The organism is Thalassospira sp. UBA848 (assembly GCF_002295455.1).
In the GTDB taxonomy this organism is placed as follows: Bacteria; Pseudomonadota; Alphaproteobacteria; order Rhodospirillales; family Thalassospiraceae; genus Thalassospira.
The window spans coordinates 1-16,117 of the sequence record NZ_DBGS01000109.1; the positions used below are offsets into that span (position 1 = coordinate 1).

At 55.2% G+C, this 16,117-nt stretch carries 12 protein-coding genes; 7 read left to right on the forward strand and 5 right to left on the reverse strand.

Going from position 1 to position 16,117, the window contains the following annotated elements; genetic code table 11:
* From B2R48_RS14950 to cysE, 3 genes are all read right to left on the reverse strand, one after another.
* Positions 1–704, reverse strand: a 704-nt coding sequence (locus B2R48_RS14950) for a cysteine desulfurase family protein (RefSeq protein WP_297001955.1), incomplete at its 3' end; no start/stop codon positions are given.
* Positions 705–753: 49 nt separating this feature from the next.
* On the reverse strand, positions 754–1,236 hold the full coding sequence (locus tag B2R48_RS14955) for an Rrf2 family transcriptional regulator (protein WP_062957400.1): 483 nt from the start codon (positions 1,234–1,236) through the stop codon (positions 754–756).
* Positions 1,237–1,313: 77 nt separating this feature from the next.
* Complete coding sequence (gene cysE, locus B2R48_RS14960) at positions 1,314–2,033, reverse strand: serine O-acetyltransferase (RefSeq protein ID WP_297001960.1); 720 nt, start codon at positions 2,031–2,033, stop codon at positions 1,314–1,316.
* Positions 2,034–2,278: 245 nt separating this feature from the next.
* Here cysE and B2R48_RS14965 point away from each other — a divergent pair, with 245 nt between their 5' ends.
* A complete protein-coding gene (locus B2R48_RS14965) occupies positions 2,279–2,917 on the forward strand; it encodes an alpha/beta hydrolase (RefSeq protein ID WP_062957401.1) in 639 nt (212 codons plus the stop codon).
* Positions 2,918–2,958: 41 nt separating this feature from the next.
* Here B2R48_RS14965 and B2R48_RS14970 read toward each other — a convergent pair whose 3' ends face one another.
* Complete coding sequence (locus tag B2R48_RS14970) at positions 2,959–4,074, reverse strand: anhydro-N-acetylmuramic acid kinase (RefSeq protein WP_297001964.1); 1,116 nt, start codon at positions 4,072–4,074, stop codon at positions 2,959–2,961.
* 188 nt (positions 4,075–4,262) lie between these two features.
* Between B2R48_RS14970 and tyrS the strand changes: the two genes are divergently transcribed.
* On the forward strand, positions 4,263–5,516 hold the full coding sequence (tyrS, locus tag B2R48_RS14975; protein ID WP_297001966.1) for a tyrosine--tRNA ligase: 1,254 nt from the start codon (positions 4,263–4,265) through the stop codon (positions 5,514–5,516).
* Between the two features lie 69 nt (positions 5,517–5,585).
* Here tyrS and B2R48_RS14980 read toward each other — a convergent pair whose 3' ends face one another.
* Positions 5,586–9,098, reverse strand: a complete 3,513-nt coding sequence (locus B2R48_RS14980) for an AsmA-like C-terminal domain-containing protein (RefSeq protein ID WP_297001968.1) — start codon at positions 9,096–9,098, stop codon at positions 5,586–5,588.
* 274 nt (positions 9,099–9,372) lie between these two features.
* On the opposite strand from B2R48_RS14980, the gene B2R48_RS14985 reads away from it, so the two are divergent.
* From B2R48_RS14985 to adhP, 5 genes are all read left to right on the forward strand, one after another.
* Complete coding sequence (locus tag B2R48_RS14985; protein WP_297001972.1) at positions 9,373–12,348, forward strand: bifunctional [glutamine synthetase] adenylyltransferase/[glutamine synthetase]-adenylyl-L-tyrosine phosphorylase; 2,976 nt, start codon at positions 9,373–9,375, stop codon at positions 12,346–12,348.
* 88 nt (positions 12,349–12,436) lie between these two features.
* Positions 12,437–12,901, forward strand: a complete 465-nt coding sequence (gene bcp, locus B2R48_RS14990) for a thioredoxin-dependent thiol peroxidase (RefSeq protein ID WP_297001974.1) — start codon at positions 12,437–12,439, stop codon at positions 12,899–12,901.
* A 236-nt stretch (positions 12,902–13,137) separates the two neighbouring features.
* Positions 13,138–13,908, forward strand: coding sequence for a response regulator (locus B2R48_RS14995; RefSeq protein ID WP_297001977.1), 771 nt, complete (start codon positions 13,138–13,140; stop codon positions 13,906–13,908).
* A 137-nt stretch (positions 13,909–14,045) separates the two neighbouring features.
* On the forward strand, positions 14,046–14,873 hold the full coding sequence (locus B2R48_RS15000; protein WP_297001980.1) for a ferritin-like domain-containing protein: 828 nt from the start codon (positions 14,046–14,048) through the stop codon (positions 14,871–14,873).
* Between the two features lie 139 nt (positions 14,874–15,012).
* The gene (gene adhP, locus B2R48_RS15005; protein ID WP_062957409.1) at positions 15,013–16,035 is read left to right on the forward strand and encodes an alcohol dehydrogenase AdhP; all 1,023 of its coding nucleotides are present in this window, start codon (positions 15,013–15,015) and stop codon (positions 16,033–16,035) included.
* The last annotated feature ends 82 nt before the right edge of the window (positions 16,036–16,117 follow it).

Consider the following 16,117-nt stretch of genomic DNA (forward strand, 5'->3'; position numbering starts at 1 on the left):
ATCCCGACAACGTTTTCCGTGCCACCACGGCGGTATTTTTCCTGCCCTCCGCCCCGGATCTGGGGGACCAGCATTACGCCCGGTGCAATCGCCAGCGCACCAACACCTTTCGGACCGCCGATCTTATGAGCCGAGATTGACACCATATCAACCAGCAAACGGTTCATATCGACCGGCAAACGTCCCAGCGCCTGAACAGCGTCACAATGGACCTTCGCACCATATTCGCGCGCCAGCAGACCAACCTTGGCCACCGGCTGAATGACGCCGGTTTCATTATTGGCCAGCATGACCGACACCAGAACCTTTTGCCCGGCATCCGATGCGTCCTTAAGCATCGTTTCAAGCGCGACCAGATCAATCACGCCGTTTGCATCCACCGGAATGCGTTTGGCATCGGGCCGTGCTTCGATGACCGAGGGATGCTCGACCGCACTGGTAAATACGGTGACGTCCTCTAATCCGTTTAACGCCAGATTGTTGGCCTCTGTTCCACCGCTGGTGAAAACGATCCGTTCGGAATCGCCCCCCACCAGATCGGCGATGGTGCGCCGGGCATGATCAACGATCTTGCGCGCGGCACGGCCACTGGCATGAACCGATGACGGATTACCTGCAACATCCATCGCAGCGATCATGGCCTGCTTTGCATCATCGCAAAGCGGCGCGCTGGCGTTGTAGTCGAGATAAACCTGATCGGTCATCAGTTTAAAATCATCCTTATTCGCATCTGCCCTCGATATAGAGGACCAATTACTGTGCCGCAACCTGCGACGGCTCTTCGATCTGGGTTGTTTTACCCGGGAATGTCCGAAGCGTTCCCGCCACGTTGCGATCTACCACATCAGCAAGGCTGACAGAGGCAAGATACAGATAAATCTGGTTGCCAAGCTCTTCCCACAGTTCGTGGGTCTGACAACGGCCCTTGTTTCCCTTGCAGCCCTTGGGCGAGCCGGATTTGCAACGGGTTGCACGGATCGGCTCGTCCACAGCCAGAATGACATCGGCCACACGGGTTTCGGTGGCATTGCGTGCCAGCAAATAACCGCCACCCGGTCCGCGCACTGAACGGACCAAGCCGCCCTTGCGCAATTTGCCAAACAGCTGTTCCAGATAAGAAAGTGAAATTTCCTGGCGGTCCGCAATATCTGCAAGTGCGACCGGTCGGTCCTTGCTGCTTTCAGCGAGATCGACCATTGCCATCACGGCATAGCGGCCTTTTGTACTCAGCTTCACGGTGCGTCCTCCTGCCTTGCTTTCGGGTTACCTAAAGCGGGCTTGTTCATTCACATTACGCAATGCATGCGCAAATTCTATTCCGATGATGCGACGATACGCGGTTTTTCCGGTGCGCTTTCCTCGCCGGCTTTTTCAACCTCCAGCGCAACGACCTTGTCGCGCAGCGTCTTGACTTCACGACCGAGCTCATCAAGGGCACGGGCCACCGGATCCGGCAGATCGCCAAGCGGCGTACCATAAGCACAGAACCGGTCATCCTGTTCACGGCGTACAATCTTGGCCGGAATACCAACCACAGTTGCCCCTTCAGGCACCTCGGAAAGCACAACCGCGTTGCCGCCAACACGTGCATTCTTGCGCACGGTGAACGGGCCAAGGATTTGCGCGCCAGAGCCAACAATCACACCGTCTTCAAGCGTCGGGTGACGTTTCAGACCGCGCTGACCATCGCTGTTTACGCTAGGCGACGTCCCGCCAAGGGTAACGCCCTGATACAATGTTACATCATCACCAAGTTCCGCGGTTTCGCCGATCACAACACCCATGCCATGGTCGATAAAGAAGCGCTTGCCGATTGTTGCCCCCGGGTGAATTTCGATCCCGGTCAACCAGCGCAAAATCTGCGACAGGAAACGGGCCGTGAGGCGAAAACCGCGCTGCCACAGCCAGTGCGTACCGCGATAGCCCATGATCGCATGGAACGCCGGATAGCTGATCACGACTTCCCAGCGGGATCGCGCCGCAGGGTCACGGGCAATCATCGCGTCAATTTCCTGACGAATTAGCTTGAACATGGGGCGGTCCACTGTGTAATTAGTACCTTCGATTCCCGGCAACCGCTTCTACGCCCAGCCTCGCGCAGATCGCGAAAGCGGGTGAGACACGCAACATGGGGTTAGCCGGAATATAGGATAACCGAGTAACTTGGTCAAGTATTTGCCCAACGCAATTTATGCACAAACACGAAAAAACTCACAAAAACACTCGGATATTTTTGTTACACACATCTTTCCATTCGTGGACAGGAGCAGTCTGATCCATGCCTGAGGTCATTTTTAACGGCCCCGAAGGTCGCCTTGAAGGTCGCTACCATCATAACGGCGCTGACGATTCGCCCATCGCACTTATCCTCCATCCAAACCCGCAACAGGGTGGCACAATGAATAACAAGTTGTGCTTCAACATGTTCAACATGTTCAAGGATCGCGGCTATTCCGTCATGCGGTTCAACTTCCGCGGTGTGGGTCGCTCACAGGGTGTCTTCGATCAGGGCATCGGCGAACTCTCGGATGCGGCATCCGCGCTTGACTGGATGCAGACCTATAACGCCAATGCGCGCGCAACCTGGGTCGCCGGTTATTCGTTCGGTTCCTGGATCGGCATGCAGCTTCTGATGCGCCGTCCGGAAATTGACGGATTTATTTCGGTCGCAGCCCCGGCAAGTGAACATGACTTCACCTTCCTTGCCCCTTGCCCGTCATCCGGCATTCTGATCCACGGCAGCCAGGACACCAACATCCCGGTGGCATCGGTTAACAAACTTGCCGACAAGCTCAATGCCCAGAAGGGTATTGAAGTCGACATGTGCGCGATTGACGGTGCCGATCACTATTTTGCCAAACAGCAAGATGACGTGATCAAGCATTCGATTGCCTATCTGGACAAGCGCGGCGCGTAACGCGCTACATGCTTTTAAGAATAAAACGGAAGGCCGCCTGATCAGGCGGCCTTTTTTGTTGTGTACAGCTTTCCGCCACAACACGGTTCCGGGACACCGGTTGTTCCAGGGAAACTTAGCGGCAAATCCCGCAAATGTCGCACGGCCAGAAAACCAAAACATTCCGCCTCAACCGCATCACCATCCCAATTCAGCTCGTCCACCGAGCGTACCGGCACACCAAGACGGGCTGCAAGTGTCGCCATGATGTAATCATTATGCCGACCGCCACCGCAGACGAACCAGCCTTTCGGCGCACTTGGCAAATGGTTCACACCGGCAACAATGGCTGCCACCGTGCAATTGGCAAGCGTTGCCGCCCCGTCAGGCACATTCAGCTTGGCCTCGACCACCAGCCCGTCGATGCGTGCTGCCATATCTTCGCGATCAAGTGATTTCGGCGGGATCCGATCAAAATACGGATCTTCAAGGAATTTGACCTCAACCATCGGGTCGCCCGTACCTGATGCGGCCGTTGCCCCGTTCAAATCGACCGGATTACCGGTATGGCGCAGCATCCAGTCATCAAGCCTGGCATTGCCCGGCCCGCAGTCAAAGGCGAGCAACGCATCATCCGCATCGATATAGGTGACGTTTGAGACCCCACCAATGTTCAACACCGCCACAGGCAATTCAAGACCGGCACTTTTGATCAGGGCTGCATGATAAACCGGGGCAAGTGGCGCCCCCTCACCCCCGGCCGCCACATCCGCCAACCTGAAATCGGCCACCACCGGAATGCCGGTTTGTTGGGCAAGCATGTGCGGCGTTCCGATCTGGCGCGTGATGCCATTACCCGGTTCATGAAATACCGTCTGACCGTGAAATCCGATGACGCCAACATCAGCTGCTGAAACGCCGGATTTATCAAGCAGCATGTTAACAGCGTCAACATGCACCTGTGTCAGATCATCGGCCACGACATGTTCGCTGTTGGTCGCACTGCGATTGCCGAAGCAGGCCCGCATGCGTTCGCGCAATTCCGGGGCATAGGGCACAAAAACCGATTGTCCGGTGCGGCGCACCTCAACGCCATCGGTTTCAATCAGGGCCGCATCCACCCCATCAAGGGACGTGCCGCTCATCATGCCAATTGCTGTGATCCAGCCTTGTGTCATGTCGTGCTCCGTGCGCAGTAAACTGGTGGTTTAACGCAGACTAGAACGAAATTATCGCGAATTCGTTACCCGGATAGCAGATCTGTTCGCCGATGCGTTGCCGAGCGGATGTTTTCTGTGCTAGATCATCGCCTCCGCACCAATCGGCGGATCGAATTTTCTATCACAACCAACATAGCGCAAAAACCATGACTGAACTGAAGTCTGATTTTCTCCGCGTCATGCATGACCGCGGTTACGTCCACCAATGTACTGATCTTGAAGGCCTTGATGCCTATGCATCGGAAAATACGGTGGTGTGCTATGTGGGTTATGATTGCACGGCTGACAGCCTGCATGTCGGCTCCCTGGTATCAATCATGATGCTGCGCTGGTTGCAGAAAACCGGCCACAAGCCGATCGTCCTGATGGGGGGCGGCACGACCCGCGTTGGTGACCCGACTGGCCGCGATGATGCGCGCCCGGTACTGACCGATGAAATCATCGAAGCCAACATGGCGGGCATCAAAAAGGTCTTCCAGCAGTTCCTGTCGTTTGGTGACGGCCCGACCGATGCGGTCATGGTCAATAACGCCGACTGGCTGGACAAGCTCAACTACATTGAGTTCCTGCGTGATTTCGGTCGCCATTTCTCGGTCAACCGCATGCTGAGCTTTGATTCCGTCAAGCTCCGCCTGGACCGTGAACAGTCACTGAGCTTCCTTGAATTCAACTACATGATTCTGCAGGCTTATGACTTTGTCGAACTGAACCGCAACTATGGCTGCACCCTGCAAATGGGTGGATCGGATCAGTGGGGCAACATCGTCAATGGTGTCGAGCTGGGCCGTCGTGTCGATGACAAGTCGCTGTTTGGCCTGACCACGCCGCTGATGACCACCGCATCGGGTGCGAAGATGGGCAAGACTGCGGCTGGCGCTGTCTGGCTGAATGAAGAACGCCTGTCATCTTATGACTACTACCAGTTCTGGCGTAACACCGAAGACGCAGACGTGATTAAATTCATGCGTCTGTTTACCGAAATGTCGCTTGATCAGATTGCCGAATACGAAAAGCTTGAAGGCTCTCAGATCAACGAAGCCAAAAAGGTTCTGGCATTCGAGGCAGTCAAACTTTGTCGTGGCGAAGAAGCAGCCCTTGCAGCGGCTGAAACCGCCCGCAAAACCTTTGAAGAAGGTGTTCTGGCAGATGATCTTCCGACTGTGGAAGTCGCCAAGGCTGATCTGGATGCCGGCATTCCGGCCTTTGACCTGTTCCGTCGCGCGGAACTTGCCAAATCGGGTGGTGAAGCCCGTCGCCTGATCAAGGGTGGTGGTGCCAAGATCAATGACGAAAAAGTCAGCGATGAAAACGCAACCATCACGGCCGATGCCGTTAATGCGGATGGCGTGATCAAGGTTTCTGCTGGCAAAAAGCGCCACGTGCTGATCAAACCTGTCTGATCACAAAATACCCATAAAAAAAGCCCCGCCGATAGTCGTGCGGGGCTTTTTTTGTGCTGGGCGATCAGATTAACCCGGTTCGGCACCTGTGATCAGGTTGCGGAACACGCCAGGCACAAATGTCGAGAGCGGATTGACCGTGATACTTGGTTCATCAAGATCGCCTTCAATCGTGTATGTCGGGGCAAAGATACCGCCCCCCTCTTCACCGACCAGAATATCCCCAAGCAGCGGAATTGCACCGAGTGCCGAGTTCAGCGCATAGACCGGCACAATCGATCCGGCAAGACGGATCTCGGATTTAGCCAGATCAATCGAACCATTGGCTGTTACCCCGACAGCGGCCCCGTTTGCCGCCACCTTTGAAAGTGACAGGACATCATTTACATAGGTGAAGTCGCCATTGAGCGCGTTAAACGAAATACCATTGCCTTGCAAAACATCGCCAAGCCCGGTCAGGGATGCGGCACTCAGGACACGAGCCGCAATCGGTGCGTTAACGACGCGAAATTCATCAATGCTCGCCTGACCGGTGAAGGGCTGGGAAACATCACTTTCGTCAACCGTACCTTCAATCGTCATGCGCCCGCCCAGAAGGTTGTCATACATATCAACCGCACGCAGGAAACGACCGGCATCTTCACTGGTGAGTGTTACCTTGCGTGTCTGGAAATCCTCGCGGACAACCTGGGCAAACACGTTTGCACGGTCGCCAAATGCCCCATTAAGAACAAGACGGTCCCATTCCTGCCCGACCGTGTGGATCGAACCACGCACATCGGCCAGCAGTTCTCCATTGGCCATGACCATTTGTTCGATGTTCAGGAACACCTCTGTGCTTCCGCCGGAGCGTTCGGCACGTTCGCCAATCCCGCCACTATTGGCGTCCGACAGGTCCTTGCGCTTGTCCTCGCCATCGTCGTCTTCATCCACGATCCACGGGGTGGCGATCAGTTGGCGGGCGGTGATTTCAAGTTCGCGTTGGTCGCCTTGCTGACGCAATGTGATTTTGCCATCATTCAGAAGCGGTTCTTCGCCCTTTAACAGGAAGCCATCGGCTGCAAGCGTGACAAGATAGTTCTGCGCGTCGGGTTCAGGATCAGGTGTTTTTTCATCGGATGCCTCATCATCGATGAACGAACGCAGGTCAAACTGCGCACCTCGAAGATCAATCAGCACTCTTTCGTCTTCTTCCATACGAACAGTGCCGGCAATGCCGATATTCTCGCGGAATCGGGTGTCTTGCAGCTCGACCAGCCATTTGTCGGCCATGACGTTATCACCACGCCAGCTTCCACGTCCGCTGGCTTCAACGGCAGGCGCCGAGATCGCGAAACTATCGACCACCCCGCCACCATCAAACTGGACGGCAACACCAAACCTGGCCGACGCGGCAGCGCCAGGTTCCTTGCGATAGCCGATTGTTTCAGTCGGAACGGAAATTCTAACATCGGCAAGATCAATATCACCGACCACGCGCACCGCGTCGGAGGCAACCTGAATATCAAGATCGCCCTTTGCCATCCCGTTCAGGTACGGCCCCGGATCAAGTTCGATATCAGGCAGAACCGCAAGATCAAGATCGCCCGACAGCTTGTAGTGACTTGTGACAGCCGCGCCGTCGTCAAACGTTTCCACCCAGTTGATATTGGTGGTGCCGCGGCCAACGGTTGCCGTACCGCCCAGCTCCAACCCCTTGGTATTGACCTGCAATTCAAAGCTGCCATCGGCGATATCCATGCCGCGGAATGCCGACGCAATCGCGGCATTTTCAATGCGCGACGCTGCTGCAACCTCAACATCATCAAAAGTCACATCACGCAAAAGCGGAAAATTCAGACGCACGCGCGTGGCTTGGTCACCCCTGATCCGGGCCGGGTCAATGCCCAGACGGGTCGCAAAACCAAGCGGTTTTGCCTCGATCAGTTCAAGGGCCTTACGCGCGCTGCCTTGTGCGACAATTTCAATATCGGCGGAGGGCACGGGTTCATGCAACTTGGAGAAGACGATACTGGCATCCGTGACTTGAAGACCATCTGTCTCACCGGTATCGACAAAGATACTGAAACTGGTTTCGTCAAACTCGGCGCGGCCAGCGGCATTCAGCACACTGGGCATTTCACCCAGATAATGTACCGTCACACCCGACATCGTCATTTGGCCGCCAAGATCATCAAGAATAATGTCATCTGCATCACCCTTATGCAGTTCCGTATGAAGCGTCGCCTGATGAACGATCCCTTCGGAAAGGTTGGTGACAACCCATTCACGGGCGTCATATCCAACACCTTCGGGCCAGAGGCGATCAAGATCATTGGTCGCGACATCCTTGGCCGACGCATCAAGGTTCACCTGCCACTGCCCGAACGGATCAAGCACGACGCCCTGAAGCTTGGCCGACGCATCACCGACATTTATCACAACGTTATCGATGCTGAACCGGCCCGGAACAAAGCTTGTGACGATCTGCCCATCTGAAACGCGATAGTTTGCGCGCATTTCGTCGGGAAAAGTGATGATGCCGCTGCCAACCGAAAGATCCGTCGAGGCAACAAGCAATTCCCCGTTCGGATCAAAAGTTGCCTGCAACTTGCCGGACACAGGTACGTAGGCATCGCGCAATTTTTCAAACAAATCCGAGATACTGGCAAGGTCGGCCAGCTGCACCTCACCCAGTTCCGCTGCAAGATCAACCTCGCCGGTTTCCCTGCTGTAATCACCAGTCACCTTGATCTCGGTTGAGATATCCCCCGCACTGACCAGCATGGAGGCTTCTGCCCCGATCCCGAAAGCCTGACGCGATAGCATGATATCGGCTTGTGGTGCGGCCCAGACAATTCCGATTTTCTCATCGCGCACCTGAAGATCAGCATTGACGACCCCAAAGCTTTCAAAATAGGCCGCCGCCGGAATATCGGTACGCTCGCCCGACAGAATGGCAAAGACATCTTGCAGAACAGAGTTTGCGGAACGCTCGACGGTTGGGGATTCAGGCGTCACTTCTGGAATAGGGTCAAGTTCTGCCTCTGGTGCGCCGGGCAGCTCAATCGTGACGGATGATCCACGACCTTTTTCATAGGTTTGCGCCGCAGGGGCCGTAACATCATTTGCTTGATCTGTATCTTCGGCCAGGGCTGTAACATCTTCTGCGGTGTCTGCGGCGACATAGCCGATATCGATCTTGCCATCCGCGCTGCGTTCAAGGCGGATGCGCGGACCAATCAGATTAAGTTCGCGAAGCGCAAGGACGCCTTCAAACAGCGCCTTGCTGGAAAACACCACATCGGCTTCGGGAACGTTAAGGAGTTCCTGATTGTCAGGACCAAAGATGCTGACCTGGCGCAAGCCGACATCGAACTTTTCATCCCAGCCGCGCCAGCGCAGAACGATATCGCCCACGGCCAGTCGGGTGTTTCCCATGGATTGATTGAGATGATCAACAATATACGGGGTCAAGCGGTGCAGGGACACGGGTTCCTGTGACAGCCGCCAGATGGTGACAGCTGCGAACACGCCGACAAACAGGACGATGGCTGATAACGTCAGCGCCAGCCATCCGGCAAAGGTCTTAACGTGGCGCACTCTTTGTACCCTGTTTTACCGATGTCATATGCAGCAATATCAACAACCTGTCATATCCGCGATGGTTGTCGATGTGTCATTGGCAACCATATTACCTGAAAGTACCAGACCGTTATTGATCTATTCCCCTTTTTGTCCGATCACAGAAAAGCTAGAAATGGTTAAGTCGTCCTGTTGATCAGGACACCCAACTCCTTGCAGAAATTATGCAATCAGGCGCAACCCTTTGCATAGCGCGGTTTGTTGCCACTTCGCAATACAAGGAACGCAAAAAGTGTCTCTTTCCTGGATTTCACAGGACCTGCCCCACGCCTTCGATTCCGACCGTGTCGCCAACGCGTTCGAACGCTGGAACGCGCTGGGTGATCGGCCCGTTTTCGAAAGCTTGTCAGACAAAATTGGCGAGATTGCGTCCGATCCCCAAAAACGTGCGGTTCTTGAAGCCCTGTTTGGCAACAGCCCCTATCTGACCAATCTTTGCCTCCGTGATCCCGATACGGTCTGCGACGTGTTTGACAATGGCCTTGAACAGGCCTTTGCCAACGCACTTAATCCGGTCAACGTCAGTGCGAATGCCCGCGATCTGGATCAGGCCGCGACAATGGCCGCTGTACGCATTGCGAAACGCAAGGCGGCCCTTGTGATCGCGATTGCCGACATCTGCAAGGCCTGGCCACTTGATCAGATCACCTCGGCAATCAGTGAAACAGCCGAACGTACCCTTGATTTCACCATGGCGCATTGCCTGTCAGCCATGGCGCGCCTGCGTAATTATGACCTGCCAAACCCGGAAAACCCGCTTGAAGGATCGGGCATCTTTGCCATTGGCATGGGCAAACTCGGTGCGGGGGAACTTAACTATTCATCGGACATCGACCTGATCTTTCTCTATGACCAGGATGTGGTGACCTATGTCGATCCTGATCGCATTCATCAGGACCTGGTGCGGATGGTACGTGACATCACCCGGATCATGGAAGAACGCACGGGTGATGGATATGTGTTTCGCACCGACCTGCGCCTGCGCCCGGATCCTTCATCAACGCCACCGATCCTGTCGATGATTGCGGCTGAAACCTATTACGAAACAGTCGGGCAAAACTGGGAACGCGCGGCCATGATCAAGGCCCGTATCGTTGGTGGAGATCGCGTTTCGGGCAATGAGTTTCTTGAAATTTTGCGCCCGTTTGTCTGGCGCAAGCATCTTGATTTCATTGCCATTCAGGACATTCATTCCATCAAACGCCAGATCAATGCCCACAAGGGCGGCAGCAAGATCAACATCCCCGGCCACAACGTTAAACTGGGCCGTGGCGGTATCCGCGAGATCGAGTTTTTTGCCCAGACCCAACAGTTGATCTGGGGCGGACGTGAGATTGCGCTTCGTGGCAAGGCGACATGCGACACGCTGCGCACCCTGACCGAATTCGGTCAGGTGTCCGAGGAAGTCCGCGACGAGATGGTGGCGGCCTATGAGTTCCTGCGCACGGTCGAACACCGCCTGCAAATGATCAATGATCAGCAGACCCAAACCCTGCCCGATACAGATCAGGGGTTGCTCGCCCTTGCGACCTTCCTTGGCTATGAAACGCTTGATGCCTTTAAGGCCGACTTGCTGCTTCATTTGCGCAATGTCGAAAACAACTATGCCGAACTGTTTGAAGATGACGTGCCGCTTGCCGGAACATCGGGCAACCTTGTTTTCACCGGCACTGAAGATGATCCCGATACGCTGAAAAACCTGCGTGAAATGGGCTTTGAAAATGCCGAAAACGTCTCGGTCACGGTGCGTGGCTGGCATCATGGCCGCTATCGCGCGACCCGGTCGCGCCGGGCACGTGAAATCCTGACGGAACTGATGCCGACCCTTCTGGCGGCACTTGGTAAAACCACCAACCCCGACATGGCCTTTCGGGCCTTTGATGATTTCCTCAAGGGTCTTCCGGCCGGGGTACAGCTGTTTTCGCTGTTCACGGCAAATCCGCAATTGCTTGAACTTCTGGCACAGATCGCCGGGACGGCGCCACGCATGGCGAAATATATCGGGCGTAACGCTGCGGTACTTGATTACGTGTTGATGTCGGGATTCCACGAGGAACTGCCCGATGCCGATGCCATGATTGCCGAACTGGATGCACGCCTGTCGCGTGAAGACATGGTTGAGGACTGGCTGGATGCTGCGCGGCGCTGGGCCAATGACCAGAAGTTCCAGATTGATGTGCAAACCATCCAGAACCGCCACACGCCGCACGAAGCCGGTCGGGCGTTGGCCGATGTTGCCGATGTCGCCATCCGCGCCCTGTTCCCGCGCATTGCCGAAGATTTTGCCGCCAAGCATGGTACGTTTGCCGATGGTGGCCTTGCAGTCTTTGCGCTTGGCAAACATGGCGGTCAGGAACTGTCCCCCGGCTCGGATCTTGATATGGTATTCATCTATGAAGTGCCTGAGGACGCCGAGGAATCCGATGGCCAAAAGCCGTTATCGCCCGGACATTATTTCATCCGCTTAAGCCAGCGCTATATCAATGCCCTGTCGGCCCCGACTGCCGAAGGGGTGCTGTTTGAAACGGATCTTCGCCTGCGCCCCAGTGGGTCCAAAGGGCCACTTGCCACTCATTTCAAAAGCTTTGAGACCTATCAGAACAATGAAGCCTGGACGTGGGAGCACATGGCGCTAACCCGCCTGCGTGCTGTTTATGGCCCCAAAGCGCTCTGTGACAAGGTTTTGGCAACCACCAATGACGTTCTGTGCAAGCAACGCGATCCGGACCAGCTGGTCCGTGCGGTTTATGATATGCGCAATCGCATGGAAGCCGGCAAAGGTGACAACCACCCATGGGCGATCAAGATGCGTCGTGGCGGGCTGGTTGATCTGGAATTCATTGCGCAATATCTGCAACTACGCCACGCCCATGACCATCCCGAAATCCTGTCGCCCACAACGCGCGAGGTTTTCAAGAATCTCGGCACGGCGGGCATCCTTGAAGCTGACGAAGCCGAATTCCTCGCCAATGGCAGTTCCTTCTGGCTGGCCTTGCAGGCCATGCTGCGCCTGACCACAGAAGGACCATTTGACCCGGAGAAGGCCAGCGAGGATTTGCAAAAAATGCTGGCAAACGCCGGGAAATGTGATGATTTCGCAAGTCTACAGGACAAGATGGAAATAACGGCAACCCGCATCAAGGAAATCTATGATCGCGTGGTTGCAGCCCCTGCGGAAAAGATTGCGCCGACTGATGCGCCGCAATGATCCAAGACCCCTTGCCATCCTTATAAGGCTTTGTATTTTCACGGTTGCAACATGCCGCTATGCGGTCCCGAAAGATAAAGGATAGACCATGACTGTTGATGTTGGTGACAAGGCCCCGGATTTTGAACTGCCGACAGATGGCAATGGCAGCGTTAAGCTGTCTGATCTGGCCGGCAAGCCGGTAGTGATCTATTTCTATCCCAAGGACATGACGCCGGGCTGCACGACCGAGTCTTGCGAATTCCGTGACGCCGAACCCGATTTCGGTGCTGTCGATGCGCAGATCATTGGCATTTCCAAGGACAGCGCCGAACGCCACGACAAATTCAAGGCCAAGCATGATCTGAACTTCATTCTCGCCTCTGACGAGAACGGCACCACCTGCGAGGATTACGGTGTGTGGAAGGAAAAGAACATGTATGGCAAAAAATTCATGGGCATCGAGCGGTCCACCTTTGTCATTGATGGCGATGGTGTCATTCGTAATGCCTGGCGCAAGGTAAAAGTCAAAGGCCACGTTGCCGAGGTACTTGAGGCCGTTAAGGCCCTTTAGGCAAAGAACTTTTCATGTTTTAAGGCCCGGCTGCCCAGAGCCGGGCCTTTTTCGTTGCCTGCCCCGGAAAAGCGTTTCTGATCAAAACGCTGATGACATTACCTTTTACTGATTGTGTTGCCATACCTTGCATGTCGGGATAAAAATTCAGACTTGGGAGTATGGAGTATTGGGTGACCGGTTAATCACCTGATCGGGGAAAACAAGCCGGGACTGCCGGCAAAGCAGGTACAGCAATGAACAAGAATGTTGTCGATCTCGACGATCAAATGCTTGCGGATTTTCGCGATGAAGCAAATGACATCATCAATTCCATCGATGTGATCTTGCAGAACGCGCGCAGCAAAAGCGAGCCGGGCCATTTGACCGCCATCCAGCGCGAAGTTTTCAATCTGCGATACAAGGGCAAGTCCGTTGCCGCACCGCTGATCAATCTGACCAGCCACCGCCTTGCAGACTATGTCACCACCTGCAAGGAATTGAATGAAGGCTCGATCGACGACATTCAGGCCTTTGTCGACAAGATCGAAAAACTGCTTGTCGGCGATATGAGCGCCGATGGTCAGGATACCGCCGAATTCGTGCGTGAACTGCCATCCAAACGCGCACCCGACATTGACCCCAATTGGCTGAACAAAGCCAATGTCGAGGCGCTTCTGGTGATTCCCCAGCGTTCAATGGCAACCATTCTGGAACGTGAACTTGCCGCCTGTGGCTATCGCAGTTCGGTTACACAAACATCGTTTGAAGCGATTGAGCTTGCCGTCCGCACCCGACCGGATTTCATCATTGTCGCCAAAACCATTGATGAACTAAGCGGTGTCGATCTGGCCAACGCCCTTCAGGCGATGCCAAAGACACGCGGCATTCCGACCGCGGTTCTAACTTCGGACGCACCGAACCATCCATCGCTTCAGGATCTGCCATGCCGAACCGCCATCATCCGCAAGGGCAATGCCTTTGGCGAGGATCTGGCAGAGGCACTGGCGCGCTTTAACATCACCTGATTGATACGCGCTTGAAGATTTAAAAAGGCGGCCCGGCATTGATCTGCGGGCCGCCTTCTTTGTTTGCCAATTGACCTGTGCGTGCGCAACTGGCAGACAAGGCCAACCCATTTGCCATCATAACCAGTCAAACGATCATGACCCAACTGACCCTCTCTGATGCCGCCAAGAAGGCCCTTCTGACCGTCGATGCCGCGGAGAAGGCCAATGTCACTGCCGAACTGGCAGCCATGTGGCGCAATGGCGAGATCAGCGAAGTCGGATCAACCGATCTGCCCGACCGTCCCGGCCGCCCGGCAAAGCCGGAATTACTCCCCCCCAACAAAATGCCAAAGCGCAAGAAAGGCAGTGTTCAGGGCCGTATCGGCCTTCTGCATGCGCTGGCCCACATCGAACTGAACGCGATTGATCTGGCGTGGGATCTGTGTGTGCGCTTTCCCGAGGCAGACATGCCGCGTGATTTCCATGATGCATGGGTTCAGGTCGCCGATGATGAAGCCCGACATTTCAAAATGATCAACAAGCGCCTTGGTGAACTGGGTGCGGCCTATGGCGACCTGCCCGCCCACGACGGACTTTGGCAGACATCGATGGATACGGCCTATGACATTTTGCCACGACTGGCGGTCGTGCCGATGGTGTTTGAGGCCCGTGGCCTTGATGCCACGCCGCCAACCATTGAACGGCTTCTGGCGCATGGGGATACGGAAAGTGCGTGTATCCTAAAAATCATCGCCCATGATGAAATCGCCCATGTCGCCGCGGGTCGAAAATATTACGAGTATGTCTGTGACCAGCGCGACCTGCCCTACTACACCACGTGGCATGACATGCTGCGCAAACATTTCCGTGGCCCCCTCAAACCGCCATTTAATGACGAAGCGCGTTATGAAGCCGGCATGCCGCCGGACTATTATCAGGACTATGTCCTTGAATTGCCTGACATTGACGGTGATGACCAATAAGGCTCCTGCACAGCTTGTAAGAATTCATCAAAAAATTGATGCACCTCATGGTAGTGCAAACTGAAATCAACGACACTCCCCCTCGCGATATTTGAAGAAAAGACGTTCTTTTCCGTATCATCAGCAAGGAGATGTCACCATGCCCTCCACCATGAAAGCCGCCGTCGTACGGGCGTTTGGCAAGCCGCTGTCGATTGAAGAAGTCACCGTTCCCAAGGTCACACCAGGGAAAATTCTGGTCAAGATCGAGGCATCCGGCGTGTGCCACACCGACCTTCATGCCGCCGAAGGCGACTGGCCGGTCAAGCCAAACCCGCCCTTTATCCCCGGCCATGAAGGTGTCGGCATCGTTGCCGAAGTTGGCGAAGGCGTGACATCCGTCAAGGAAGGCGACCGTGTTGGTGTGCCATGGCTGCATTCGGCCTGCGGGCACTGCCATCACTGTGTTACCGGCTGGGAAACATTGTGTGGCGAGCAGCTTAATACCGGCTATTCCGTGAATGGCGGCTTTGCCGAATATGTTCTGGCCGATCCAAACTATGTTGGCCATCTGCCCGATCCGCTTGAATTTGGCAATGCAGCTCCGGTGCTTTGTGCCGGTGTCACGGTCTATAAGGGGCTTAAGGAAACCGAATGCAAGCCGGGCGAAACCGTGGTGATTTCCGGTGTCGGTGGACTGGGCCATATGGCGGTTCAATATGCCAAGGCCATGGGCATGAAAGTTATCGCCGTTGACATTGCCGACGAGAAACTTCAGCTCGCCAAAGATCTTGGTGCCGACTGGACCCTGAATGCGGCAGAGGCCGATGTTGTGTCCGAGGTGCAAAAACAGATGGGCGGTGCCAATGGCGTGCTGGTAACCGCCGTGTCGCGCGCGGCCTTCAAACAGGGCGTTGGCATGCTGGGCCGTGGCGGGACCATGGCGCTTTGCGGTCTGCCGCCGGGCACGTTCGAGCTTGATATTTTCGATACCGTCCTGTCGCGCAAAACCATCCGTGGATCAATCGTCGGCACCCGTGCCGATCTTCAGGAAGCGCTTGATTTCGCCGGTGACGGCAAGGTGCATTCCCACTTCACGACAGAGCCGATGGAAAACATCAACTCGATCTTTGACCGCATGCGCGACGGCAAGATCGATGGCCGTATTGTCATGTCGATCTGATCGACCGAAACATCGTCACACTGACAAAAAGGCTGCCACACGGCAGCCTTTTCTTTTCGGTTCAGGCCGCTTTGGCCCGCAT

What these genes read in the sequence shown, in the direction of transcription:
- cysE (WP_297001960.1), bottom strand. Translation starts at nt 2,033, where the DNA reads ATGTTCAAGCTAATTCGTCAGGAAATTGACGCGATGATTGCCCGTGAC.
- B2R48_RS14965 (WP_062957401.1), top strand. Translation starts at nt 2,279, where the DNA reads ATGCCTGAGGTCATTTTTAACGGCCCCGAAGGTCGCCTTGAAGGTCGC.
- B2R48_RS14970 (WP_297001964.1), bottom strand. Translation starts at nt 4,074, where the DNA reads ATGACACAAGGCTGGATCACAGCAATTGGCATGATGAGCGGCACGTCC.
- tyrS (WP_297001966.1), top strand. Translation starts at nt 4,263, where the DNA reads ATGACTGAACTGAAGTCTGATTTTCTCCGCGTCATGCATGACCGCGGT.
- bcp (WP_297001974.1), top strand. Translation starts at nt 12,437, where the DNA reads ATGACTGTTGATGTTGGTGACAAGGCCCCGGATTTTGAACTGCCGACA.
- B2R48_RS14995 (WP_297001977.1), top strand. Translation starts at nt 13,138, where the DNA reads ATGAACAAGAATGTTGTCGATCTCGACGATCAAATGCTTGCGGATTTT.
- B2R48_RS15000 (WP_297001980.1), top strand. Translation starts at nt 14,046, where the DNA reads ATGACCCAACTGACCCTCTCTGATGCCGCCAAGAAGGCCCTTCTGACC.
- adhP (WP_062957409.1), top strand. Translation starts at nt 15,013, where the DNA reads ATGCCCTCCACCATGAAAGCCGCCGTCGTACGGGCGTTTGGCAAGCCG.